At 74.9% G+C, this 24,645-nt stretch carries 16 protein-coding genes; 12 read left to right on the top strand and 4 right to left on the bottom strand.

Annotated elements, in window-relative coordinates; translation table 11 throughout:
- Window positions 1–53: 53 nt before the first annotated feature.
- The 4 genes from AB0O11_RS24050 (at window position 54) to AB0O11_RS24065 (ending at window position 3,081) form a co-directional block, all read left to right on the top strand.
- Window positions 54–1,031 carry a ribose-phosphate diphosphokinase gene (locus AB0O11_RS24050; RefSeq protein WP_224281797.1) on the top strand — a complete coding sequence of 326 codons (978 nt, stop codon included), beginning with the start codon at window positions 54–56 and terminating at the stop codon, window positions 1,029–1,031.
- A gap of 280 nt (window positions 1,032–1,311) precedes the next feature.
- Window positions 1,312–1,905, top strand: a complete 594-nt coding sequence (locus AB0O11_RS24055) for a 50S ribosomal protein L25/general stress protein Ctc (RefSeq protein ID WP_363390544.1) — start codon at window positions 1,312–1,314, stop codon at window positions 1,903–1,905.
- Window positions 1,906–2,051: 146 nt separating this feature from the next.
- Window positions 2,052–2,630, top strand: coding sequence for an aminoacyl-tRNA hydrolase (gene pth / locus AB0O11_RS24060; RefSeq protein WP_224281799.1), 579 nt, complete (start codon window positions 2,052–2,054; stop codon window positions 2,628–2,630).
- Window positions 2,631–2,793: 163 nt separating this feature from the next.
- Complete coding sequence (locus AB0O11_RS24065; protein ID WP_363390547.1) at window positions 2,794–3,081, top strand: hypothetical protein; 288 nt, start codon at window positions 2,794–2,796, stop codon at window positions 3,079–3,081.
- Between the two features lie 71 nt (window positions 3,082–3,152).
- Here AB0O11_RS24065 and ppc read toward each other — a convergent pair whose 3' ends face one another.
- Window positions 3,153–5,999, bottom strand: a complete 2,847-nt coding sequence (gene ppc / locus AB0O11_RS24070; RefSeq protein WP_363390550.1) for a phosphoenolpyruvate carboxylase — start codon at window positions 5,997–5,999, stop codon at window positions 3,153–3,155.
- Window positions 6,000–6,258: 259 nt separating this feature from the next.
- Between ppc and AB0O11_RS24075 the strand changes: the two genes are divergently transcribed.
- Entirely contained in the window at window positions 6,259–7,527 is a 1,269-nt protein-coding gene (locus tag AB0O11_RS24075) for a histidine kinase (protein ID WP_363390553.1), read from the top strand.
- A 66-nt stretch (window positions 7,528–7,593) separates the two neighbouring features.
- Here AB0O11_RS24075 and AB0O11_RS24080 read toward each other — a convergent pair whose 3' ends face one another.
- Window positions 7,594–8,121 (bottom strand): SUKH-3 domain-containing protein, encoded by a 528-nt coding sequence (locus AB0O11_RS24080; RefSeq protein ID WP_363390616.1) that lies wholly within the window; start codon window positions 8,119–8,121, stop codon window positions 7,594–7,596.
- 60 nt (window positions 8,122–8,181) lie between these two features.
- Entirely contained in the window at window positions 8,182–8,643 is a 462-nt protein-coding gene (locus tag AB0O11_RS24085) for a YwqJ-related putative deaminase (RefSeq protein ID WP_363390556.1), read from the bottom strand.
- 452 nt (window positions 8,644–9,095) lie between these two features.
- Here AB0O11_RS24085 and AB0O11_RS24090 point away from each other — a divergent pair, with 452 nt between their 5' ends.
- From AB0O11_RS24090 to mfd, 4 genes are all read left to right on the top strand, one after another.
- On the top strand, window positions 9,096–10,097 hold the full coding sequence (locus tag AB0O11_RS24090) for an SMI1/KNR4 family protein (protein WP_363390559.1): 1,002 nt from the start codon (window positions 9,096–9,098) through the stop codon (window positions 10,095–10,097).
- Between the two features lie 67 nt (window positions 10,098–10,164).
- On the top strand, window positions 10,165–12,879 hold the full coding sequence (locus AB0O11_RS24095) for an SUKH-4 family immunity protein (protein ID WP_363390562.1): 2,715 nt from the start codon (window positions 10,165–10,167) through the stop codon (window positions 12,877–12,879).
- Between the two features lie 266 nt (window positions 12,880–13,145).
- Window positions 13,146–14,549 (top strand): hypothetical protein, encoded by a 1,404-nt coding sequence (locus AB0O11_RS24100; protein ID WP_363390565.1) that lies wholly within the window; start codon window positions 13,146–13,148, stop codon window positions 14,547–14,549.
- 731 nt (window positions 14,550–15,280) lie between these two features.
- Entirely contained in the window at window positions 15,281–18,934 is a 3,654-nt protein-coding gene (mfd, locus tag AB0O11_RS24105) for a transcription-repair coupling factor (RefSeq protein ID WP_363390568.1), read from the top strand.
- Between the two features lie 122 nt (window positions 18,935–19,056).
- On the opposite strand, the gene AB0O11_RS24110 is transcribed toward mfd, so the two are convergent.
- Window positions 19,057–19,689 carry a DUF4352 domain-containing protein gene (locus AB0O11_RS24110; protein ID WP_363390571.1) on the bottom strand — a complete coding sequence of 211 codons (633 nt, stop codon included), beginning with the start codon at window positions 19,687–19,689 and terminating at the stop codon, window positions 19,057–19,059.
- Between the two features lie 210 nt (window positions 19,690–19,899).
- Between AB0O11_RS24110 and AB0O11_RS24115 the strand changes: the two genes are divergently transcribed.
- From AB0O11_RS24115 to AB0O11_RS24125, 3 genes are all read left to right on the top strand, one after another.
- Entirely contained in the window at window positions 19,900–22,098 is a 2,199-nt protein-coding gene (locus tag AB0O11_RS24115) for an N-6 DNA methylase (RefSeq protein ID WP_363390574.1), read from the top strand.
- Between the two features lie 195 nt (window positions 22,099–22,293).
- On the top strand, window positions 22,294–22,965 hold the full coding sequence (locus AB0O11_RS24120; protein WP_363390577.1) for a hypothetical protein: 672 nt from the start codon (window positions 22,294–22,296) through the stop codon (window positions 22,963–22,965).
- The gene (locus AB0O11_RS24125; protein WP_363390580.1) at window positions 22,962–24,590 is read left to right on the top strand and encodes a serine/threonine-protein kinase; all 1,629 of its coding nucleotides are present in this window, start codon (window positions 22,962–22,964) and stop codon (window positions 24,588–24,590) included. Before AB0O11_RS24120 ends, AB0O11_RS24125 begins: the two co-directional genes overlap by 4 nt.
- Window positions 24,591–24,645 lie beyond the last annotated feature (55 nt).

Here is a 24,645-nt window from a genome sequence, read left to right on the forward strand (position 1 = left end):
CCTGCCCGCACCGGGTCGAGGGTTCAGCGTCCGCAACGCGAGGAGACGGTGCAGTGAGCGGGATCACGACGTCGGGTGAGAAGAAGCTGAAACTCTTCTCCGGCCGTGCCCACCCGGAACTGGCGAGGGAGGTGGCCGAGGCGCTCGGGACCGAGCTGGTCCCCACCAAGGCCCTGGACTTCGCCAACGGCGAGATCTACGTCCGCTTCCTGGAGTCCGCGCGCGGTGCGGACTGCTTCGTGATGCAGAGCCACACGGCTCCCATCAACCAGTGGATCATGGAGCAGCTGATCATGATCGATGCTCTGAAGCGGGCCTCCGCCAAGAGCATCACCGCGATCCTGCCGTTCTACGGCTACGCCCGCCAGGACAAGAAGCACCTCGGCCGCGAGCCCATCTCGGCCCGACTGGTCGCCGACCTGCTGCGCCAGGCCGGTGCCGACCGCCTGATGGCCGTGGACCTGCACACCGCGCAGATCCAGGGCTTCTTCGACGGCCCGGTGGACCACCTGTTCGCGCTGCCGCTGCTGGCCGACTACATCGGCGAGAAGGTCGACCGCTCCAAGCTGACCGTCGTCTCCCCGGACGCCGGCCGCGTGAAGGTCGCCGACCAGTGGTGCGACCGGCTGGACGCCCCGTTGGCGATCATCCACAAGCGCCGCGACATCACCCAGGCCAACACCATCCTGTCGGCCGACGTCGTCGGTGACGTCAAGGACCGGGTCTGCGTGCTGGTCGACGACATGATCGACACAGCCGGCACCATCTGCGCCGCGGCCGACGCGCTGTTCGACAACGGCGCCGCGGACGTCGTGGTGGCGGCCACCCACGGTGTGCTCTCCGGCCCGGCCGCGGACCGGCTGAAGAACTCGCGGGTCAGCGAGTTCGTGTTCACCAACACGCTGCCCACCCCGGCCTCGCTCCAGCTGGACAAGATCACCACGCTGTCCATCGCCCCGTCGATCGCCGCCGCGATCCGCGAGGTGTTCGAGGAGGGCTCGGTCACCAGCCTCTTCGAGGGCGTGCACTGACGAAGGCCCGTGCAGGCGGCCCCGGTCCGGACGGACCGGGGCCGCCGCCGATTTCGCGGGAGGCCACCGATGCGGTTAGACTCGTGAAACTGCTCGGCGAGGGATGCCGTGTGCCTGCTCGACGGGTGCCCGCTCCGTGATCGACGCGCTGCCGGTGCCGGATTCCCGTCCGCCGGCAGGCCGTTGCCGCCGAGTGACCCCCGAACGTAATGAGGGTGTGGTCCCGGCGGTTTTTCGCGTTGTCTGCACCCCCGCGCCAGTTTCCACGAGGAGTGCAGTCGTGTCCGAGATCCGCCTTGCCGCTGAGACCCGTACCGAGTTCGGCAAGGGTGCCGCCCGTCGCGCCCGCCGCGCCGGCTTCGTCCCGGGTGTCGTCTACGGCCACGGCCACGCCCCGGTTCACCTGAACCTGCCCGGCCACGACCTGATGATGGCCCTGAAGACCCCGAACGCCCTGCTGGTCGTGCCGATCGAGGGCAAGGACGAGTACGTGCTGCCGAAGGCCGTCCAGCGCGAGGCCATCAAGCGCAGCATCGAGCACGTCGACCTGCTGCTGGTCAAGCGCGGCGAGAAGGTCATCGTCGAGGTTCCGGTCCACACCGAGGGCGAGCTGGCCCCGGGCGGCAACCTGCTGGAGCACGTCCTGCAGGCCCTGCCGATCGAGGCCGAGGCCACCCACCTGCCCGAGGCCGTCACCGTCTCGGTCGAGGGCCTGGAGGCCGGCGCCGCCGTCCACGCCAAGGACATCGTCCTGCCGGCCGGTGTCGCCCTGGCCGTCGAGGCCGACGCCGTCGTCCTCCAGGTCATCGCCGCCCAGGCCGCCCCGGCCGAGGAGGAGGCCGTCGAGGCCGAGGCCGAGGGCACCGAGGCCTGAGCCTCTTAGCGCTGGTCGCTGAGACCGCTGCCCCGGTCGCTCCCGTCGGAGCGCCCGGGGCAGCGGCGTGTCCGGGATGATGACGTCGAGCGCGAAGGCGAGGAGCAGCACATGAGCGAGCGGATCACGGAAAGGTGCGCGGGGGCATGAGCGAGGACTACGACGGCCCCTGGCTGGTGGTGGGGCTGGGCAACCCCGGGGAGCAGTACGCCCGGAACCGGCACAACATCGGCTTCATGGTGGTGGACCTGCTGGCGCAGCGGATGGGCGCGAAGTTCAAGGCGCACAAGAGCCGGGCGCAGGTGGCCGAGGGGCGGCTGGCGGGCAGGCGGGTGGTGCTGGCCAAGCCGATGTCCTTCATGAACCTCTCCGGCGGGCCGGTGACGGCGCTGCGCGACTTCTACAAGGTGCCGGCCTCGGCGCTGATCGCGGTCCACGACGAACTGGACATCGACTACGCGGCGCTGCGGCTGAAGCTGGGCGGCGGGGACAACGGCCACAACGGGCTGAAGTCGATCACCAAGTCGCTGGGCCCGGACTACCACCGGGTGCGCTGCGGGATCGGCCGTCCGCCGGGCCGGATGGAGGTCGCGGACTTCGTGCTGAAGGACTTCTCCGCGACCGAGCGCAAGGAGCTGGAGTGGTTCGTGGACCGCTCGGCGGACGCGGTGGAGGCGCTGCTGTCCGAGGGGCTGGAGCGGGCCCAGAGCACGTACAACTCCTGACTGCCCGTCAGGGCTGCGTGCAGGGTACGCAACAGTCGTACAACGCTTGCCCGTCCAAACCTGAATCGGTGTGAGAACCCTGTGCGGGATCGGATAGCGTCGGCCTGGTACGCGAACGAGTCCTGGGGAGTTCTCGATGCGGAGATTGCGTCCGGTTCGCCGGGTGACCGGGCTGAAGCGGCTCGGACGGCGAGTCGGTACGGCCGGTGCGCTGGGGGCGGCAGGGGTCCTGCTGTCGAGCGGTGCGGTGGCGCACGCCGAGCCGGTCGCGGAGTCGGACCCGGCGGTCTCCCCGGAGCCGGCGGCGGCGCAGTTCGGCCCGGTGCTCGGAGACTCGATGGGCCCCGACGCGGGGCTGCTGGCGGTCGGCGGCGGCCTGGTGGTGGCGGCCGGCGGCGCGGCGCTGTGGCTGAAGCGCAGGCGCGCGGGCGAGGGCGAGGGCGCGGAGTAGGAACCTCACGGCCGAGGGGCCGGTGTCCCGTCCTGGGACACCGGCCCCTCGGCCGTTCTCGGGTCCGGCCGTCAGCCGGTGTTGCGCAGGCCTGCGGCGATGCCGTTGACCGTCAGCAGCAGCGCGCGGGCGCGCAGCGGGTCGTCCTGGCGCCCGGCCGAGAGCTCCTCGCGCTGGCGGCGCAGCAGCGCGACCTGGAGATAGGAGATCGGGTCGAGGTAGGCGTCGCGGACGGCGAAGGTCTGCTTCAACACCGGGTTGTGCTCCAGCAGTTCGCTCTCGCCGGTGAGCCGGAGCACCTCGCGCAGGGTGAGGGCGTGCTCGGCCTTGATCTGGTCGAAGACGTGGTGCAGCTCGCCGGGCACCAGCTGCTCGACGTAGTGGCGGGCGATCCGCAGGTCGGTCTTGGCCAGCGTCATGGCGACGTTGGACAGGAAGTTGCGGAAGAAGTGCCACTCGCCGTACATCTCGTCCAGCACGTCGCCGAGGCCCTCCGCGCGGGCGGCGGCGAGGCCGGAGCCGACGCCGTACCAGCCGGGGACGATCTGCCGGGACTGGGTCCAGCCGAACACCCACGGGATGGCCCGCAGGCCGTCCAGGCCGGCGCCGGAGTCGGGGCGGCGGGACGGGCGGGAGCCCAGGTGCAGCGAGGCGAGCTGGTCGACCGGGGTGGAGGCGAAGAAGTACTTCGGCAGGTCCTCCTGCTCGACCAGGGTGCGGTAGGCGGTGTGGGCGGCCTCGGAGACCTGGTCCATCGCGGCGTCCCAGCGGGCCAGCGACTCGGGGGCCTGGCGCGGGGCGGTGTGCAGCGCGGAGGCGGAGAGCGTGGCGGAGAGGGTCAGCTCCAGGTTCTCCCGGGCCAGCGAGGGGAGCAGGTACTTGTCGGAGATGACCTCGCCCTGCTCGGTGACCTTGATCTCGCCCTCCAGGGTGCCCCAGGGCTGGGCCAGGATGGCCTCGTGCGAGGGGCCGCCGCCGCGGCCGACGGTGCCGCCGCGGCCGTGGAACAGGCGCAGCCGGATGCCGTAGCGGTGGGCGACGTCGCGCAGCCGGCGCTGGGCGCGGTGGATCTCCCACTGGGAGGTGGTGATGCCGCCGAACTTGGAGGAGTCGGAGTAGCCGAGCATGACCTCCTGGACGTCGCCGCGCAGCGAGACGAGCAGGCGGTAGGACGGGTCGGAGAGCATCTCGTCGAGGATGCGGTCGGCCTGCTGGAGTTCGTCGGTGGTCTCCAGCAGTGGCACGATGCCGATCTTGGCGATGCCGGCGTGCAGGTCGATCAGGCCGGCCTCGCGGGCCAGCACGGTGGCGGCGAAGACGTCGTCGGCGCCCTGGCACATGGAGATGATGTAGCTCTCGACGATCTCGTCACCGAAGCGCTCGAAGCCCTGGCGGATGGTGTTGAACACGCCGAGGGTCTTGGTGCCGGCCTCGTCCAGCGGGGCCGGGGTGGGGGCGAGCGGGCGGCGCGAGCGGAGCTCCTTGGCGAGCAGCTTCTGCCGGTACTCGCGGGGCATGTCGGCGTAGCGCCAGGCCTCCTCGCCGAGCCGGTCGAAGAGCTGGCCGAGGGCGTGGTGGTGGGCCTCGGCGTGCTCGCGCACGTCCATGGTGGCGAGCTGGAGGCCGAAGGCCTCGACGGTGCGGATAGCGCGGGCGAGGCGGCCGTCGGCGATGAGCTCGCCGCGGTGGGAGCGCAGCGAGTCCTGGATCAGCCGCAGGTCGGCGATCAGCTCGCGGGTGCCGAGGTAGTCGCGGCCCTCGATGTGCGGGGTGCCGCCGGCCAGCCGCTCGCGGGTGTTCTCCAGCTTGAGCCGGATGCAGGTGGCCTTGAGGCGGTAGGGCTCCTCGGCGTTCATCCGCTTGTAGCGCGGGCTGAGTTCGGGGAGCAGGTGCAGGTCGGTGTTGAGCGAGGCGAGCAGCTCGACCGAGGCGCCGGCCAGCCGCTCGGAGGTGGAGAGCGTGTTGCGCAGGTCGTCGATCGCGGCGAGCGCGTCCTTGATGCCGTACTCGTGCTGGAGGTTGAGGACGTCCCAGGTGACCTGCGGGGTGACGTTGGGGTTGCCGTCGCGGTCGCCGCCGATCCAGGTGCCGAAGGTGAGCGGCCGCACGCCTTCGGGCAGGCCGAGGCCGACCCGGGCGAGCTCCTCGTGCAGCTCCTCCAGGACCTCGGGGACGGCCTCGCGGTAGAGCTCGTCCAGGTAGTAGACGGCGTTGCGGGCCTCGTCGGTGGGCTCCGGGCGGGCGATGCGCAGCTCGTCGGTCTGCCAGAGCAGGTCGATGACCTCGGCCAGCCGGCGGTCGGCGGAGCGCTGGAGGGAGGTGCGCCGCGCAGCGGCCCGGTCAGGGGTGGTGGCCGGGTGGCGGGCGGGAGCGTAGGCCTGGTCGGCGGCGGCCAGGCCGGAGGTGAGCTCGTCGCGGTGGATGCGGTCGAGGAGTTCGCCGATCCGGCGCAGCTTGTTGAGGACGCTGCGGCGGGCGGCCTCGGTGGGGTGCGCGGTGAAGACCGGGCGGACCGCCAGGTGGGCGAGGGTGTCCTGGAGGTGCTTGGCGTCGGCCTCGGCGAGCTGGTCGGCGGTCTGCGCGAGCAGCGAGCCCTCCCGGGCGCGGCGGGTGGCGAGCTCGCGGCCGCGGTGGACCTGCTCGGTGACGTTGGCGAGGTGGAAGTAGGTGGAGAACGCCCGGACCAGCTTGGCGGCGGTGTCCAGGTCGATGTCGGAGAGGAGTTCGGCGGTGGCCTCGCCGTCGGTGCGGCTCAACAGGCGGACCTGTTCGACCAGGCCCAGCAGCTGGGGGCCCTCCTGGCGGACCAGCGTCTCGCCGAGCAGGTCACCGAGGCGGCGGATGTCCGCACGCAACGCGGCATTGTCGGCGACGACGGGCGTGGGGCTGTCCGCCGGGTTGGGGACCGGAGCGGTCACGGCTGGCTCCCTGTGGTGGTGGGGTTCGGCAACGGCTCATCGTCACAGGTCCACACGCGTGTGGCAGGTGTGACGCGTGCGGACCGCGCTGTCCGACGCGACCAGCATAGGTGTCGGGGCGGGCGCTGTCCGCGAGGTGGCCGGATGGCGGACAAGGCTGCCGAAAACCACCTATGGTCTGGACCACTTGGCGGCTCCGTGGAGTGCTCCGGGCAATCCCGGTGGGGAGGGGAGGGGGTTGCCGCTTACGCTGTGGGGCATGAGCAAGTCGCCTGGGGAGCGCGTGCCGGTCCGTTCGTTCTGGTGGTGGAAGCGGCCGCGCAGCGCTTTCCTGGACATCGGGCTGGCGCTGCTCGCCGCGGTGGAGTGCGCGATCAGCACGATCGCCTTCCTCTCCGCCCGGATCCATGTCAGTACCGCGGGAGCGGTCGGGATAGCCGTGCTCGGCACGCTGGCCGGCGGATCGCTGGTGGTGCGCCGGCGCTGGCCGGCCGTCCCGGTGCTGGTGACGCTGCTGGTGATGCCCGGGATGCTGGGCGTGGTGCTGCTGGTGGTGGCGCTGTACACGCTGGCGTCGACCTGGGAGTGGCCCCTGCGGCGGCGCCGGGTGGTGGCGCTGTCCGCACTGGCCTTCGCCGAGGCGGCCGCGGTGATGGCGGTGTCGCTGATGACGCCCGGGGACGCGCCGGTGGACACGCCGCCGCTGTGGGGTCAGATCCTGCTGTCGCTGCTGGTGTCGGTCGGGCTGACCGTCGCCCCGGTGGTGACCGGACTGTACGTCGGCGCGCGGCGGCGGCTGATCGATTCGCTCAAGGACCGCGCGCACGGCCTGGAGACCGAGCTGGACCTGCTGGCCGAGCAGGCGCAGGAGCGCGCCCGCCGGGCCCGGCTGGAGGAGCGCACCCGGATCGCCCGGGAGATGCACGACGTGGTGGCGCACCGGGTGTCGCTGATGGTGGTGCACGCCGGGGCGCTGGAGCGGATCGCGGGCAAGGACCCGGACAAGGCGGCGCAGAGCGCCAAGCTGATGGGCGAGGTGGGCCGGCAGGCGCTGAACGAACTGCGCGAGATCCTCGGGGTGTTGCGGATGGACGACGAGCGGCAGCCGGAGCCCGACTCGCTGACCGGGCTGCCGCGGCTGGTGGACCAGTCCCGGGCGGCCGGGATGGCGGTGACGCTGACGGTCAGCGGCAGCCGGCAGGAGTTCACCGGCGAGGCCGAGCAGACCGCCTACCGGGTCGTCCAGGAGGGCCTGACCAACGCGCACAAGCACGCCGGCGGCGCCCAGGTGTCCGTCCTGCTCTCCTACGCGCCGAACGGGGTGCGGGTGGCCGTGGTGAACGCCTGCCCGGGCGGCGAGAAGGGTGCGGCGAAGCTGCCCAGCGGGGGCAACGGGCTGGTCGGGATGCGGGAGCGGGTGATCGCGCTGGGCGGCACCTTCTCCTCCGGGCCGGAGGCGGACGGCGGGTTCCGGATCGAGGCGGTGCTGCCGTCCCGGCTGGCGGTGCGGGCCGAACGGCTGCGCTGAGGCGGGTCCGACGGTTCGCGCCGGGTCAGCGCGCGGCGGGGGTGGCCGGACGCCCCTGAGCCGCCCTCAGTACTCCTCGGCGGTGCGCAGCCGCTCCGGGGCGGTGCCCAGGACCAGGGTGGAGATCGCCTGGTCGATGCCCTGGCCGAGGAACCACTCGCCGGTGTGGTCCAGGCTGAAGACCCGGCCCTCCTCGTCGACGGCCAGCAGCGCCTGCCCGTACGCCTCCTCGCCGAGCGGGGCCAGCCGGGTGCCCAGCGCCCGGCCGAGGTCGAACAGGGTGCGCGGCTGGTGCAGGCCGCACAGCGGGTCGATCAGGAACGGGGTGCGGGCCAGCTGGCGGCCCGGGCCGGACAGGTCGAAGGCGAGGCCGCCGAACTCGGCCCAGGCCTCCACCGCCGCCGGGAACACCGCGTGCCGTACGCCGGTGGGCGCGCCGTACCCGGCCAGGGTGTCGGCCCACTCCTCGGCCTGACGGATCTGCCAGCGGCCGGGGTGCCAGCCGGCCGCCTTGAGCTCGGCGGCGACGTCGGCCGGGAAGCGCGGGCGGGTCCGGGTGTCGGCGGGGGAGAGGGTGGCCGGTGCGGGCGGGATGGGCGGGTTCAGGGCGGGCTCCAGGGCTGGGGGACGGGGGACGTGCCGGCGCTCGGCCGGTCAGTGCGCGGGCGGCCCGACGGCGACGCTGCGCACGGTGAAGTGCTCCAGCATCGGAGCGCAGGAGCGGCACGGCGGGGCGTGGCTGCCGTGCGCCGGGTCGCCCTCCTCGCGGATGCGCACGGTCGTCATCCGGGAGCCCTTGAGCGACTTGCGGGCCTCGTGCAGGGTCATCGGCTTGCGGGCGGCGCGCTTGGAACGCCTGCCGTCGACCGCGGCCAGGTACTGGGAGAGCAGGACGGCCTCCGGGCAGCGGCCGGTGAACCGCTCGCGGGCCTCCGCCGGCAGGGTGTTCAGGAAGTCGGCGACCAGGTGGTGCAGCACCGGGCGGCGCGCGTCCTTGTCGCCCGCCAGGGTGTGCACCTCGCCGCCCTTGAGCGACAGCGCGGCGGCGACGGCGGGCAGCAGGCTGTCGCGGTGGTGGCGCAGCACGGGCGGGCCCGCCGGCTCACCGGTGGTCATCCGTCGTCCTCCTCCTCGTAACCCGGCGTCGGCCGGAGTGACCGGGCCGGTCCGGGGCAAGCCTGTCAAACGACACCGACAACCGCACAACCGGGGTGCGGCGGCCGCCGGCGCCGCGACGGACCGGCCGGTGCCGGTCCGCCCGCAACCCGCGTTCCGTCACCTCGGCCGTTGTGAGGGGGCGTTCCCGGTCGCCGGCGGGCCGCCCGCGAACTGCTCGGCCTGCCGCCGCACCCGCACCTCACCGAGGCCCGGCAGCCGCGGGTGGCCGAGACGCCGGCGCGGGCGCCGGGCGGGCGGTTGTGACCCCGCGGGTGCTCCCGGGCCGCGGACCGGCGCCGGGAGCTGCCCCCGGTCCCCCGTCGTCCGCCTGACGGACGGGGAGTTGAGGGCAGGCCCTAGGCTGGTGCCCAGCAAGCACCGTATTTGCAGCAGCCAGTGGGGGCTCCCAGATGACGACAGGTCGGCCCGGCGTCGCCGCCGCACCGAACGCGGCGTACGCAGGTCAGGTGGTGCAGTTCCCGGACCCGGTCCGCGCGGAGCGGCACCCCGCCGGGGTCAGGGTGGACGAGTACGGATTCCCGGACTTCGGCCCGTACGCCGCCGCCGTGGCCGAGGTGGCCGACCCGCCGGAGGGCTTCGGCGTGGACGAGCTGCGGCTGACCGACTACGTCTCGGCCAATGCCGCGCTCTACACCCAGGGCCACCCGCTCTGGGCCGACCTCGCGACCGCCGTCGCCACCCCGCCCGGCTGGACCTGGCACCACGCGGTCGGCCGGGCCGCCCCCGGCTGGCGGCGGATGGAGCTCGTCCCGGTCGAGGTCAAGGCGCTGCTGCGGCACCACGGCGGCCTGGCCGTCTCCGCCGCCGACCACACCCGCCGCGGCACCCGCCCCCTCCAGGAGCGCCGGCCGGTGCACTTCTCGCTGGCCAAGGACGGCGGCGACCCGATCGGCGTCCCCGAGGACCTGGTCCAGCGCGCCGAGGAGCGCCTCGGCTACCGGCTGCCCGACGCCTACCGCACCTTCCTCAAGCTGGGCGGCGGCCGCGCCCCGGTCGGCGTGGCGCTGGACACCGAGCTCGGACTGCTGCTCGACCAGCCGTTCCTGACGCTCAGCGAGGAGTACGGCACCGAGGACGTCGTGTACGCCAACAAGTGCCTGCGCGACCACCTCACCAAGGACTACCTGGGCATCGCCTACGCGCAGGGCGGCCTGGTCGCGCTCAAGGTGCGCGGCGAGCGGGCCGGTTCGGTCTGGTTCCACCTCTACGACGATGCCCGCGACACCGGCGCCCCGGAGGCCCCGGAGGACCGCTGCGCCCGGCTGCTGCTGCCCTGCGGCGAGGACTTCGACGCCTTCCTGCTGCGGCTGGCGGGCAGCCCGCCGGAGCTGGAGACGGTCGCGGAGCTGATGGTGGACGGCGGGTTCGCCCGGGCCGTCCCGGTGGGCTGAAGCACGTGGTCGCGAGGGTGTCGGTGGAACGGGGGACGAAGAGGATGCGGACAGGGGTGAACCGGGCGTGGTGACGTACGCGCAGGCGCAGGAGCTCGCCGAGGAGTGGATCAACGGCGGGGTGCCGCGCTCGCAGCAGCGCGAGGTGCGGGTCCGGGAGTTCGACCTGGGCTTCGTCTGCTGGGCGGTGGCGCCCGCGGGCGCGGCCGACGGCACGGGCGGCACGGGCGGCACGGGCGGTGCGGGCGGCGGCTCGGGGGAGGCGCGGCTGGTGATCGCCCGGGACTCGGGCGCCAGCACGCTGTGGCCCGCGCTGCCAGTCAACGAGGTGGTCCGACAGTACGAGGAGATCTACGGGCGGCCGGTGGCGGCCAACCCGGCCGGGGCGGCGAAGCCCTCGCCCGGGCCCGTGGAGGCGACCTCCTTCCTGCTCAGCCCGCCGCAGTGGCTCCAGGAGGCGGGGGCCGCGGCGATCGCGGCGGAGGCGGAGCGGCTCGGGACGGCACCGGCCGGCCCGCAGGGGGCGGCTGCCGGGGCCCCGGCAGCCGCTGCTGCCGCACCCGTGGTGGAACCGCCCGCGCCGGCGCTGTTGCCCGCGCCGGCCGTGCTGTCCGCGCCGGCGCCGCTGCCTGCGCCGGCCGTGCTGACCGAGCCGCCGGTCTCCGACCGGCCCGCCGGTGACGCGCCGACCATGCTCGCGCCGCCGGCCGGGCACGAGGAGCCGGCCGTCGCTCCGCGGCCCTCGCAGCCGCAGCCGCAGCCGCAGGCCGCGCCCGTCGCGCCGGTCCAGCCGCCGGCCGGGGCCGTCCTGATGCCCGAGGGGCTGCGGACCACCGGCTCGGACCTGCCCGAGCCTGCCGCGCCGGCGGGTGCCGAGGCGGCGACCATGCTGATGCCGCCGGCGGGCGGCGGCTTCGGCGTGCCCCCGGTCCCGCCGTCCGCCGCCCGGCTGCAGGGGGCGCAGCCCCCGGTTGCCGAGCCGCCTGCCGCGGTGCCGGCCCCGGCACCCGCCCCGGCCGCCGAGCCGGTTCCCACCCTGCTCGCCTCGCCGGACGCCATGCCCGGGCTGATGGGCCTGCCCGGAGCCCCGGCCGCCCCGGCCGCCCCGCCCGCCGGCGGTGCGCCGGTGGATCACGCGCCGACCATGCTGGCCCCGCCCGGCGGTCTGCCCGGCCTCGCCGGTCTGCCCGGTGCCCCGGCCCCCGGTGCCTCGGCCCCCGGCGTCCCGGCCCCCGGTGCTCCGGAGGGAGCCGCGCCACAGGGCGGGCCCGGCCGGGGCACGGCCTCGGCCCCGCCGCCGCCCCCGCCGGCCGCGTTGCGCGGCGGCCCCGCCGGTTCCCCCGGCGCGGGTGCCGCCCCTGCCGGGCTGGGGCGCAACGCGGGTTCGGCCCCGCCGCCGCCCCCGCCCGCCGAGCTGAAGCACACCCCGGGCGGCGCCGGCACGCCCGCCGCCGGTCCCGGCGGCCGCGGCGCCGGTTCCACCCCGCCGCCCCCGCCCCCGGCGGGCCTGCGCGGCGGTGAGGCTCCGGCGGCCCCGCAGGGCGCGCCGATCGCCGGCCCGCCCGCGTCCGGGACGGCGTACGAGGCGACCCAGCTCGCGGGCGCGATCGACCCGGCGCTGCTGAGCGGCCCGGCGGACCCGGGCACCCCGCCGTCCGGCGGCCCCGCCGTCCCGCCGCCGCCCGGCGGCCCGGTGGCCTCCGCCGCGCCCTCGGCCGGCTACGGCTACCCGAACGCGGGCGGCGCCGCCGGGGTCGTCCCGCCCGCGGCGGTGCCCGGCTCGCCGCAGCCCGCGCCGGTGCCCCCGGGCGTGCCCGCGGTCGGTCCGGGGTACTTCGCCGCGCTCAGCTACCGGGGCCCGGACGGCTCGGAGCAGAAGCTGCTGCACCGCAGCGAGCCCGGCACCCCGCACCCGGAGTGGAAGATCCTCCAGGACCTGCGCCGGCTCAACGTGCCGCCGGAGCAGGTGCTGGAGCTCTACACCGAGCTGGAGTCGTGCGACCTGCCGGGCGGCTACTGCAACCGCATGATCGCCGCGTCCTGGCCGAACGTCCGGCTCACCCACACCGCCCCGTACGGCCGCGACCACGCATCCCGTCAGGCCGGGATGGCCGAGCTGCTCGACCACCTGGACGAGCTGCACCAGCTGGCCTCCGGTGCCCAGCGGGTCCGCCCGTTCCGGGTGCCGCTGCCCGCGCCGGGAACGGTCCAGGCGCTGCCGCCGCTCCCGCCGCAGCAGCTCGCCCAGGAGATCGGCGCCGCCTTCGGGCAGAACCTGTTCCGCTACGAGCAGCGCGCCGTCTCCCGCCAGGGCGTGCCCGAGCCGGTGTCCCAGACCCTGATGTGGGCCGGGCTGCCGCGCGACTTCGGGCCGTTCTTCTGGGCGCAGGCGCAGGAGGGCCGTCCGATCCCGACGCTCGCCGAGCTGGCCGCCGAGCGCGGCCTCGCCGCCGGCCCGGACTTCGGCGGCTACCTGGTGCTGGGCAACGACTACGGCCGCCAGCTGTGCGTCCAGTACGGCACCGCGCACGTGGTGGCCGTGGACATCGAGGGAACCGGTCAGCCGCCCCGGTTCGTCAACAGCGGTGTACCGGAGTTCGTCCGCTCGCTGGCCCTGCTGGGCCGGATGTGGCGGCTGCGGTACGGGCTGACGCCGGATCAGGCCGGTCGCTGGACGACCGACTTCCAGGCCCAGCTCGCCGCGATCGACCCGGCGGCCCTGCAGAACGCGGACACCTGGTGGGCCGTGCTGCTGGAGCAGTTCTGGGACGGCCTGCTGTAGCGGGCCGTCGCCGATCCTCGCAGGTGGGGAGGGGTCGTTCCGGTGTCCGGGACGACCCCTTCGGCATGTCGCCGCAGCTGTGCCTCGTTGGGGTTTCGCCCGGATCTGCGCAAAATAGGTCAAGAGGGTAGGTCCATTCGACCAGTCCTCGACACAATCCGGTCCGTACGACGGCGGAATCCGGCCCCGGGCTCCGAACCGGTTCCGGATCCGTCCGTTCCGTCCGATCATGGGCTCCGCAGCCCGCAAAACGAGGGGAAGAGCCCATGAGCGACGCCGTCCCCCAGTACGGCTTCACCCAGGCCCGCCGTGGCTACGTGCCCGAGCAGGTCGACCGAGCCCTTGCCGCCCTCACCGCGCAGCGCGACGAGGCGTGGGAGCGGCTGAGCGTCCTGGGCGCCGGCATCCGGCAGATGGAGGCCCGGCTGGCCGACATCCGCCGGACCGCCGAGGAGGCCCCGGAGCCCGACTACCAGGTGCTCAGCGAGCAGGCCGCAGGACTGGCCGCGATGGCCGAGAACGAGGCGCGCGCCGTCCGCGAGAAGGCCGAGCGCTTCGCCGAGGACCTGCGGGACGAGGTCTACGAGGCCGGGCAGGCCGCCGGCCGCGCCGCCAAGGAGTACGCCACCACGACCCGTGCCGACGCCGATGCGGCCGTCCGCCGCACCGAGGAGCGGACCCGCGCCGAGGCCGAGGGCATCCGGGCCGACGCCGACCGGGAGAGCCGTTCCGTCCGGGACACCGCCACCGCCTACGCCGCCAAGGTGCGGGTGGCCGCCGCCGAGGCCAGCGAGCAGGCCGAGGCCGAGCTGGCCGCCCGGCGCCGCAAGGCCGACGAGACCTTCGCCGCCGCCCAGGCCAAGGCCGACGCCGAGGACACCGAGGTCTCGGCGACCGCCGAGCGCCGGGTCAAGGAGGCGGAGCAGCAGCGCGAGACCGTGCTGAACCGGATCAAGCAGCTGGAGGCGGACGCCCAGGCCAAGGCCGACCAGCTGGTCGAGCAGGCCCGCCGGGAGGCCGAGAAGATCAACGCGGCGAGCGAGGACGAGCAGCGCGAGTTCGACACCCGGCTGGAGACGGTGCAGCAGCACCTGGACCACATCAAGGGCACGCTGGCCTCGCTCACCGGGGCGGCGGTCGGCCAGATCGAGCCCGAGGTGGCGGCCGCCGCGGCCGCCGCGGTCGCGACCTCCCGGGCCTCCGCCGAGGTTGCTGCGGTCCCCGCTCCGCAGGACGCGGTCGAGGACGCCGTCGCCGACGCCGCGCCGGTGGACTCGGAGGCGGACACCGGGGAGATCCCGGTGGCGAACCTGCGCAAGGCCCTGGCCCCCGCGGCTCGCGCCGGGGACAAGGGCCCGGCCCAGGAGAAGTCGGCGACCGTGCTGCGGACGCCGGTGGTCGGCGGCAGCGCCGCCAAGGCCATCGGCGGTCCCGTGGCGGCCGGCCCGGTGCCGCCGAAGCCGGCCTCGCCGCCCGCCGAGGAGATGCTCGACGGCAAGGCGGTCGACGGCAAGGCGGTCGACGGGAAGGCGGTCGACGGGAAGGCCGCGGTCGGGAAGGGCGCCGAGGGACGGTCGGAGGAGGAGACCCGGATCGTCCCGAAGATCGTCATCGTGGACGACGGCAGCGCCTACGCGACCCCCCACACGGTGAGCTACCGCCGCCGCTGACCGGCCGTCCGTCCTCGCGTCGCGAAGGCCCCTGGAAACCGCCCGGGTTTCCGGGGGCCTTCGCCGTGCCGGGCGCGGTCGGGACGGTGGAGTGGGGCCGGGGAAACGGGCGGCGGCTGTCCGGGGTAGGACGGCGGCCGGCGGGGTAAGCCCCCCGGGAGCGAAAGAGGCCGAGACCCGTGGCGCCCTCCAGGAAAGGGCGCCACGGTTCCCGGCGCTTGGGCGGGCGCCCCCACCCAGGGCCGCCCGGCCTCGCACCTCCGACCCCCATCGGGGGTGCGACAGTGCCCCCACAGCCATCCCCCACGGTTGGGTGCGGCGGGCACGTTCACCATGGTGCGCGATCTCCATGGACGGCCAGTGACAGGAGTATGTCCAGTTCGTGGCGGATAGCCGTGCCCGGTCCGGTGCGGCTCACGGTTGGTTCGTCCACCGGCCGGTCCGGTGTTCCGTCCAGTCGTTCGTTCCCGGATGTGCTCCTGACAAAACGGGATGGGCGGTCGAGCGGGTGCCCGGCGGTCCGGCCCCGGTCCGGCCCCGGTCCGGCCACCGTTCCAGCCCCGGTCCAGCCCCGGTCCGGCCCTGCCGACGCCGTGGACCACGTGCGTGTCCGTGCCGCGGCGTAGGCTGGAGACCCCCGGCCGCTCGGCGCGCCGGGCCGTTCGCGTTGCCCCGGCGGGCCTTCGCCGCCCGGGGGCAGCACCAGCCACGGGACGAAGAAGAGACCCCAGATGAGCCTGACCGGACTGCTCGATGTCGTCGCGCGGGACGCGGCGCTCGCCGAGGCGATCGAGGCGGCCACCGCCCCCGGAGCCGCGGCCGGTGGACGCCGCCACCTGGACCTGGTCGGGCCGCCCGCCGCCCGGCCGTTCGCCATTGCCGCACTGGCCCGCGCGCTCGCCGGGCAGGCCGCCGGGGACCGGGGCCGCCCGGTGCTCGCCGTCACCGCGACCGGCCGCGAGGCCGAGGACCTCGCGGCGTCGCTGCGCTCGCTGCTGCCCGCCGACGCCGTCGCCGAGTTCCCGGCCTGGGAGACCCTGCCGCACGAGCGGCTGTCGCCCCGCTCGGACACCGTCGGGCGCCGGCTGGCCGTGCTGCGCCGGATCGTGCACCCGCGGGCGGACGACCCGGCGGCCGGGCCGGTCCAGGTGATCGTCGCCCCGGTCCGCTCGGTGCTCCAGCCGCAGGTCAAGGGGCTGGCCGAGCTGGAGCCGGTGGCCGTCCGGCGCGGTAAGTCGTACGACCTGGAGGAGGTGGCCCGCAGGCTCTCCGCCGCCGCCTACGCGCGCGTCGAACTGGTCGAGAAGCGCGGCGAGTTCGCCGTCCGCGGCGGCATCCTGGACGTCTTCCCGCCGACCGAGGAGCACCCGCTGCGGGTGGAGTTCTGGGGTGACGAGGTCGAGGAGGTCCGGTACTTCAAGGTCGCCGACCAGCGCTCGCTGGAGATCGCCGAGCACGGCCTGTGGGCGCCGCCCTGCCGGGAGCTGCTGCTCACCGACGAGGTGCGGGCCCGGGCCGCCGAGCTGTCCGTCGAGCACCCCGGGCTGGCCGAGATCCTGGACAGGATCGCCGAGGGCATCGCGGTCGAGGGCATGGAGTCGCTGGCGCCGGTGCTGGTGGACGACATGGAGCTGCTGCTGGACGTGCTGCCGCTCGGCTCCGTCGCGGTGGTCTGCGACCCGGAGCGGGTCCGCACCCGGGCCGCCGACCTGGTGGCGACCAGTCAGGAGTTCCTGCACGCCTCCTGGGTCGCGGCCGCGGCGGGCGGGGACCGGCCGATCGACCTGGAGACCATCGACGTCTCCGCCGCCTCGCTGCGCTCGCTCGCCGAGGTGCGCGAGCACGCCGGCGAGATCGGGCTGCCCTGGTGGTCCGTCAGCCCGTTCGCGACCAGCGAGTCGACCGTCGACGGCATCCTGGCCCGCGGCGGAGCCGCTGACTGGCACGGCGACGCCAACACGCTGACCCTCGGCATGCACGCCGTCGAGGCCTACCGGGGCGACACCGCCCGGGCGATCGCCGACGCCAAGGAGCGGCTGGCCGCCGACTGGCGGGTCGTCATGGTGACCGAGGGCCACGGCCCGGCCGCCCGGCTCGCCGAGGTGCTGGGCAACGAGGGCATCCCCGCCCGCCTGGTCGCCGACCTCGCCGAGGCGCCCACCCGGGACGTCGTCCACGTCTCCTGCGGCTCGATCGAGCACGGCTTCGTCGACGAGAAGCTGAAGCTCACCGTCATCACCGAGACCGACCTGTCCGGTCAGAAGTCCTCAACCAAGGACATGCGGCGGATGCCCTCGCGCCGCCGCAACGCGATCGACCCGCTGGCGCTGGTGGCCGGCGACTACGTCGTCCACGAGGCGCACGGCGTCGGCAAGTATGTCGAGATGGTGCAGCGCACCGTCCAGGGCGCCACCCGCGAGTACCTGGTGCTGGAGTACGCCCCCGCCAAGCGCGGCCACCCCGGCGACCGGCTGTTCGTGCCGACCGACCAGCTCGACCAGGTCACCAAGTACGTCGGCGGCGAGGCCCCGACGCTGCACCGGCTCGGCGGCGCGGACTGGGCGAAGACCAAGCAGCGGGCCAAGAAGGCGGTCAAGGAGATCGCCGCCGACCTGATCAGGCTGTACTCGGCGCGGATGGCCGCCCCCGGGCACACCTTCGGCCCGGACACGCCGTGGCAGCGCGAGCTGGAGGACGCCTTCCCGTACGCGGAGACGCCGGACCAGCTGACCACCATCGCCGAGGTCAAGTCCGACATGGAGAAGTCCGTCCCGATGGACCGGCTGATCTGCGGCGACGTCGGCTACGGCAAGACCGAGATCGCCGTGCGGGCCGCGTTCAAGGCCGTGCAGGACGGCAAGCAGGTGGCGGTGCTGGTGCCGACCACGCTGCTGGTGCAGCAGCACTTCTCGACCTTCGCCGAGCGCTACGCCAACTTCCCGGTGACGGTGAAGGCGCTGTCCCGCTTCCAGACCGACAGCGAGGCCAAGGCCGTGCTGGAGGGGCTGTTCGAGGGCTCGGTGGACGTCGTCATCGGCACCCACCGGCTCTTCTCCTCCGAGACCAGGTTCAAGGACCTCGGCCTGGTCATCGTCGACGAGGAGCAGCGCTTCGGCGTCGAGCACAAGGAGCAGCTGAAGAAGCTGCGCGCCAACGTGGACGTGCTCACCATGTCCGCGACCCCGATCCCGCGCACCCTGGAGATGGCGGTCACCGGCATCCGCGAGATGTCCACCATCACCACCCCGCCGGAGGAGCGGCACCCGGTGCTGACCTTCGTCGGACCGTACGACGAGAAGCAGATCTCGGCCGCGATCCGGCGTGAACTCCTGCGCGAGGGCCAGGTGTTCTACATCCACAACCGGGTGGAGTCGATCGACAAGGCGGCCGCCCGGCTGAAGGACCTGGTGCCCGAGGCACGGATCGCCACCGCGCACGGGCAGATGGGGGAGACCCAGCTGGAGAAGGTCGTCGTCGACTTCTGGGAGAAGGAGTTCGACGTCCTGGTGTCGACCACGATCGTGGAGTCCGGCATCGACATCTCCAACGCCAACACCCTGATCGTGGAGCGCGGCGACACCTTCGGCCTCTCCCAGCTGCACCAGCTGCGCGGCCGGGTCGGGCGAGGCCGCGAACGCGGCTACGCGTACATGCTGTACCCGCCGGAGAGGCCGCTCACCGAGACCGCGCACGAGCGGCTGGCCACCATCGCCCAGCACACCGAGATGGGCGCCGGCATGTACGTCGCGATGAAGGACCTGGAGATCCGCGGCGCGGGCAACCTGCTCGGCGGCGAGCAGTCCGGGCACATCGCGGGCGTCGGCTTCGACCTCTACATGCGGATGGTCGGCGAGGCGGTGGCGGAGTTCCGCGAGTCGCTGGCGGGCGGCGGGGAGCCGGAGGAGGAACCGCTGGAGGTGAAGATCGAGCTGCCGGTCGACGCCCACGTGCCGCACGACTACGCACCCGGCGAGCGGCTGCGGCTGCAGGCGTACCGCTCGATCGCGGCGGTCAACTCGGAGGAGGACATCAAGCAGGTCCGGGACGAGCTGGTGGACCGCTACGGCAAGCTGCCCGAGCCGGTGGAGAACCTGCTGCTGGTCGCGGCGCTGCGGCTGTACGCCCGGCGGTGCGGGATCGCGGACATCACCCTCCAGGGCTCCAACGTCCGCTTCGGACCGGTGGAGCTGCGGGAGTCCCAGCAGCTGCGGCTGAACCGGCTCTACCCGCGCAGCCAGGTGAAGGCGGCGGCCCAGCAACTGCTGGTGCCGCGCCCGAGCACCGGGCGGATCGGCGGCAAGCCGCTGGTCGGGCGGGAACTGCTGGGCTGGTGCAGCGAGTTCCTGTCGGCCATGTTCGACGACCTGGCGGGGGCGAAGAAGTAGCGTCCGCCCTCCGGGTGGTCCACGGCGGTCTCGGGCTCTGCCCCGGGGCCGCCGTTCCGTGTGTACGGGCACCGGCCGTCGTCGGCGCTGCGCGGCGGCCGGCCGGACTGTGAACGGACGCGTCAGCCGAGCTTCCACTGGCCGGTCTGCGGGGCGAAGCCGCTGTCGAGGCCGAACTGGGCCTTGTCGAGCTGGGCGTCCTTCGGGACCTCGAAGGTGACGAAGCCGAGGGCGCTCTCGCCGGGGGCGATGTTCGCGGGGACCTGGAAGCCCGGGCCGGCCTTGGTGGTCGCGACCGTGCTGCCGAAGGCCTGGCCCTGGGCGTCCACCACCTTGGCGCCGTTGCCCGGGGCGTCGCTGTAGGCCTTCTTGCCGCTCGCCTTGATCCGGAACTGGATCGAGACGAAGCGCTTGCCGTCGGCCGGGTGGGTGAACTCGTCCTCGCCCTCGGCGTTGTCGACCACCTTCACCAGCGTCACGTCGGCGGTGTCGGCCGGGTCGTTGCCCTTGAGCGCGATGGTGTCGCCGACCTTGGCGGGGGCCTTGGCGGTGTCGGCGGGCTTGCTCCCGGCCGGCTTGGCGGCCTCGGAGCCGGCGGTGGCCGCCGGCTGCTTCGCCTCCGTCGAGACGGAGGAGCCGCCGGTGGAGTTGCACGCCGTCGCGCCCAGGGCGACCAGCGCGGCGCCCAGCAGCAGGGTGGCGGTGCGGCGGGTGGCGGTGCGGCGGACGGCGGTGCGGCGGGCGTTCGCGGACATGGGGTGTCTCCCGGTGATCGGTGGTCTTCCCTGCGCCGCCCCCGTTCGGCGGCGACGGAAGGATCACACCACCAAGCCGTGAACCATGTCAATGCTATTTCACAAAAGAGCTCTGTTCACATGTGAACCGTGCATGGAAGGGGCATCGCTATGCTGTGCGGTCACAGCGCCCCTCGCTGCGCGGTCGCAGCCCCCACCGAAGGAGCCCCCGTGCCGGACCGTCCCGAAGTGACCGCCGCCGAGATCGCTCGGCTGGCCGGCGTCGGCCGGGCCGCGGTCAGCAACTGGCGCCGCCGCCACCCCGACTTCCCGCGCCCGGTCGGCGGCACCGACGCCAGCCCGGCCTTCGCGCTCGACGAGGTCGAGTCCTGGCTGCGCGCCCAGGGCAAGATCGCCGAACTCCCGCTGCTGGAGCGGGTCTGGCAGCTCGTCGACACCCTCCGCGACCCGGCCGGCCACCCCGCCGCCCCGCTGGTCGAGGTGGGTGCCCTGCTCCTGCTGCTGCACCGCGAGCCCGAACGGTGGGCCGAGCTCGCCGGCCGGCCGGGCACCCGGCTCGCCCTCGCGCTGCCCCGGGCCGTCGCCGGCACCGCCGTGCACGCCTTCGGTCCGGACGGCGCCCGCACCCTCGGCCTCCCGGGCCTGCTCGGCAGCACCCAGCTGGACCTCGCCCGGCTGCTCGCCGAACTCGCCGCCCAGGCCGGCCCGGCCGGCGCGTACGAGCAGCTGCTCAACCGGTACGCCGAGGCCAACACCCGTCAGCTCAGCCCCACCCCGCCGGAGGCCGCCGAACTGCTCGCCGCCGTCGCCGGTGTCCCTGCCACCGTGCTCGACCCGGCCGTCGGCCTCGGCGCCGTCCTGCTCGCCCACCCGCCGACCACCGGCCGGTACGGCCAGGACGCCGACCCGGTCACCGCCGCCCTCGCCCGGCTCCGGATCGCCCTGCACACCCCCGCCGACGAGCCCGGGCCGCTCCCGCTCGACCTGCGGGCCGGCGACGCGCTGCGCGCCGACGGCTTCCCCGGCGACACCTTCGAGGCCGTGCTCTGCCAGCCCCCGTACAACGAACGCGACTGGGGCCACGACGAGCTGCAGTTCGACACCCGCTGGCCCGGGGGACTCGTCCCGCCGCGCGGCGAGTCCGAACTCGCCTGGGTGCTGCACTGCCTCGCGCACACCCGCCCCGGCGGCCTCACCGCGCTGCTGCTCCCGCCGACCGTCGCCGCCCGCCGGGCCGGCCGCCGCATCCGGGCCGAACTGCTCCGCTCCGGCGCGCTGCGGGCCGTCATCGCGCTGCCCGCCGGAGCCGCCCCGCCGTACGGCGTCCCGCTGCACCTGTGGGTGCTGCGCGCGCCCCGGCCGGGGAGCGACTTCCGCCAGGTGCTGCTGCTCGACGCCGGGGCGGCGCACTCCGGTCCGGCCGCGGCCGCCGGGTCGCCGGCCGTCGAGGGCGGCCGGGACAAGGTCGACTGGCCCGAGCTGCGCCGCACCGTCCTGGAGGCCTGGCGCGGCTTCGACCTCGCCGCCCGCGAGGGCCTGCCGGTCCCCGCCGACCGCCCCGGCGTCCACCGGACCATGGCCGCCATCGACCTGCTCGACGACGAGACCGACCTCTCCCCGGCCCGGCACGTGCCGCCCGCCGCCCCGCTCGGCGGCGCGGCCGAACTCTCCCACCTCGGCGGCCGGCTGGCCGAGCTGCTGGCCGAACTGCCCGATCCGGCCACGCTGGTGCCGCAGCCGGACGCCGCGCCCGACGGGGTGTCCGGGACGGCCCCCGTCGGTGTGGTCACCATCGGCGAGCTGGTCCGCGGTGGTGCGCTGGAGGTGTACTCCTCCGGCACCGGCACCGGCACCGGCACCGGCACCGGCACCGGCACCGGCACCGGCGCCGCCACCCGGCCGGCCGGCGCGGAGCCGGGCGGCACCCCCGTCGTCACCGACCAGGACCTCGCCACCGGCGCCGCGCCCAGCGCTGTCCTGGCCACCGGCCCCGGACCGGCCGGGGACGTCCGCACCCGCCCCGGCGACGTCCTGGTCCCCGCCCTCGGCGGCGGCACCGCCCGGGTCGTCCCCGCCGAGGGCCCGCTGGTCGGTGCCGCCCTCGGCCGTCAGCTCCACCTCCTGCGGCCCGACCCCTCGGCCCTCGACCCCGAGTTCCTGGCCGGCCAGTTCCGCTCCACCGCCGGCACCCGGCGTGCCGCCAGCCACGCCACCACCACCGCCCGACTCGACATCCGCCGGGTCGAGCTGCCCCGACTCCCGCTCCCCGCCCAGCAGCGCCTCGGCGCCGTCTTCGCCCGCCTCGCCGCCTTCGACACCGCCCTCACCCAGGCCGCCGCCCTCGGCCGTAGCCTCGCCCAGGCCGCCACCGACGCCCTGGCGACGGGCACCCTGGTGCCGCCGGCCTGAGGCCCGTCCCGGAGGTGACCCCGGCTCAGTAGCGGCTCAGGGCCGACGCACGCCGGTGACGGTGCGGCGGGCGGTCCGATACCGATGCGGCAGCGGGCGGACGGAAGCCCTCCGGACCGACCGGGCCGGGCGGTACGGTGAGCGGAACCGTCCGCACCGCCCTCGGTGCCGGTCCTCACCAGCTCAGGAGCGCGCATGTCAGGGCAGTACCCCGGGCAGTTCGGACCGCCGCCCGGCGGAACGGCGTACGGGCCGGGGCACGGGCAGGGCTACGTGCCGGGCTACCCGCCGGGCGCACTGCCCGGGCCGGCGGCGGTGGCCGGGCCGGCCCCGATTCCCGGGCGGTTCGGGGTGACCGCGCGGGCGCTGTGCGCGCTGGTCCCGCTGCTCACCGTCGGCCTGCTCGGGGTCGTCCCCTCGCTGTTGCTGGCGGTCCGGCGCCGGCGGGCGTACGACATCGCCGGTGCGGGGGTGTTCTGCGCGCTGCTGCTCACCATGATCGTCTCCGCCGGGGTCGCGGGCGGCCTGAAGAACCCGACCGCCGACACCACCGGTGAGATCGCGCTGGCCGTGCTCTGGTTCCTGCCGACGGCGCACTTCCTGGTGATGGACAGCCGCGCGGTCTGGCTGGCCGGGCGACCTGCGCCGCAGGCCGTACCGCAGGCCGTGTCGCCGTACGCGGTGCCGAACGTCTCGCCCTACGCGGCGACCGTGCCCGGGTACGGGGTGCCCGCGCCCGCCACCCTGGCCCCATCGGCTCCTGCCCATTCGGCCCCGGCCCCCTCCGCTCCCGCTCCCGAGACCGCCCACGACCTGCGCGAGCTGGGCGAGTTGCTGCGCCGCCAGGCCCGCGAGGACCGGCCGTGACCGCCGCCCGGCTGATCGCCGGCCGCTACCGGCTCACCGAGAAGATCGGCCACGGCGGCATGGGCCAGGTCTGGGCCGGCCAGGACGAACGACTGCACCGTCAGGTCGCGGTCAAGCTGCTCCGCCCCGAGCACCTGGTCGCCGGCGGGACCGGCTCCGGCGGCGAACGGGCCCGCCACGGCGACGAGTTGCGCCGCCGCTTCCTGCGCGAGTGCCGGGTCACGGCCGCGCTCGACCACCCCGGGCTGGTCACCGTCTTCGACGCCGGCGAGGACGAGGGCGAGCTCTACCTCGTCATGCAGCGCATCCCCGGCGTCAGTCTGGCCGACCTCATCGCCGAGGACGCGCCCTTCCCCGTCGAGCGCGCGGCGGCCGTCGCCGCCCAGCTCTGCGCGGCGCTGGCCGCCGTCCACGCCATCCCGGTGGTCCACCGCGACCTCAAGCCGAGCAACGTCATGGTCCGCGAGGACGGCCGCACCGTCCTGCTCGACCTCGGCATCGCCACCGCCCTCGACACCGAGACCACCCGGCTCACCCTCACCGGCGTGCCCGTCGGCAGCCCCTCCTACATGGCCCCCGAACAGGCCCTCGCCGCCACCACCGACCCGCGCAGCGACCTCTACGCGCTCGGCTGCCTGCTGCACGAGATGCTGGCCGGCGAGGAGCCGTTCCGGGCGCCCACCGCGCTCGGTGTCCTGCGCCGACACGTCGACGAACCGCCCGTCCCCCTGCGGGAGTTGCGCCCCGAGGTGCCGCAGCCGCTGGAGCAGCTGGTGCTCGACCTGCTCGCCAAGCAGCCCGCCGACCGGCCCGCCGACGCCCGGACCGTGTACGCGCGGCTGCTCCCGTTGCTGCCCCCGGCCGACGGCGCCCCGCAGCCCTGCTACACCCCGCTGCCGGACCCGGCCCGTCCCTTCCGCTACCCGCACCAGCCGCAGCCGCCGGCCTCGGCGGCCGCCCCGGCGTCCGCAGTCCGCTCCGAGCCACGGCCCTTCCTCATGCCGCCCGCCCCTGCGACACCCCCCGCCGTCCCCGCGGGCCCGGACCTCGGCGCCGAGTGCGCCCGGCTCTCCGACCTGGTCGACGCCGGCCGCCACACCGAGGTGCTCGGCCTCGCCGCCCGCCTGCTGCCCCGGGCCGAGGCCGAACTCGGCGATGCCGCACCCCTGGTGCGCACCATCCGCACCATCTACGCCCGCATCCTCCTGCACGAGGGCCACCCCCAGCAGGCCCTCCCCGAGTACCGCCGCCTCGTCGCCACCGCCGACGGCGGCCCGCACGGCCCCCAGGGCCTCGACCACCGCTTCCGCGCCGCCATCTGCCTCGAACGGCTCGGACACGGCGCCGAAGCCCTCGCCGAGTACCAGGCACTCCTCGCCGCCCACACCGCCCGCCTCGAATCCGGCCTCGACACCGACCCCGAGCGCAGCTACGACCTCCGCGAACGCATCGGTCTCCACCTCGCCGCCACCGGAGACCCCCGGAACGCGTGGCAGTGGCTGCTCCCCCTCCTCCTCGACCGCGAACGCCGCGACGGCCCCCACCACCCCGCCGTCCGCCGCCTCCGTCAGTCCCTGTCCACCCTCACCTCCGCCTCCACCCCCTGGCCCCCGCCCCACCGCTGATCCCCACCACCCCCCCCGGCGCCCGTGTCTCCGGCCCTCACCTCCCTGCGCGCGC

This window comes from Kitasatospora sp. NPDC093102 (genome assembly GCF_040683915.1).
Taxonomy (GTDB): domain Bacteria; phylum Actinomycetota; class Actinomycetes; order Streptomycetales; family Streptomycetaceae; genus Kitasatospora.

Bases quoted from the DNA above. Each gene is read 5' to 3' on its own strand.
- pth (WP_224281799.1), top strand. From the start codon at position 2,052: ATGAGCGAGGACTACGACGGCCCCTGGCTGGTGGTGGGGCTGGGCAAC.
- AB0O11_RS24075 (WP_363390553.1), top strand. From the start codon at position 6,259: ATGAGCAAGTCGCCTGGGGAGCGCGTGCCGGTCCGTTCGTTCTGGTGG.
- AB0O11_RS24085 (WP_363390556.1), bottom strand. From the start codon at position 8,643: ATGACCACCGGTGAGCCGGCGGGCCCGCCCGTGCTGCGCCACCACCGC.
- AB0O11_RS24090 (WP_363390559.1), top strand. From the start codon at position 9,096: ATGACGACAGGTCGGCCCGGCGTCGCCGCCGCACCGAACGCGGCGTAC.
- AB0O11_RS24100 (WP_363390565.1), top strand. From the start codon at position 13,146: ATGAGCGACGCCGTCCCCCAGTACGGCTTCACCCAGGCCCGCCGTGGC.
- mfd (WP_363390568.1), top strand. From the start codon at position 15,281: ATGAGCCTGACCGGACTGCTCGATGTCGTCGCGCGGGACGCGGCGCTC.
- AB0O11_RS24110 (WP_363390571.1), bottom strand. From the start codon at position 19,689: ATGTCCGCGAACGCCCGCCGCACCGCCGTCCGCCGCACCGCCACCCGC.
- AB0O11_RS24120 (WP_363390577.1), top strand. From the start codon at position 22,294: ATGTCAGGGCAGTACCCCGGGCAGTTCGGACCGCCGCCCGGCGGAACG.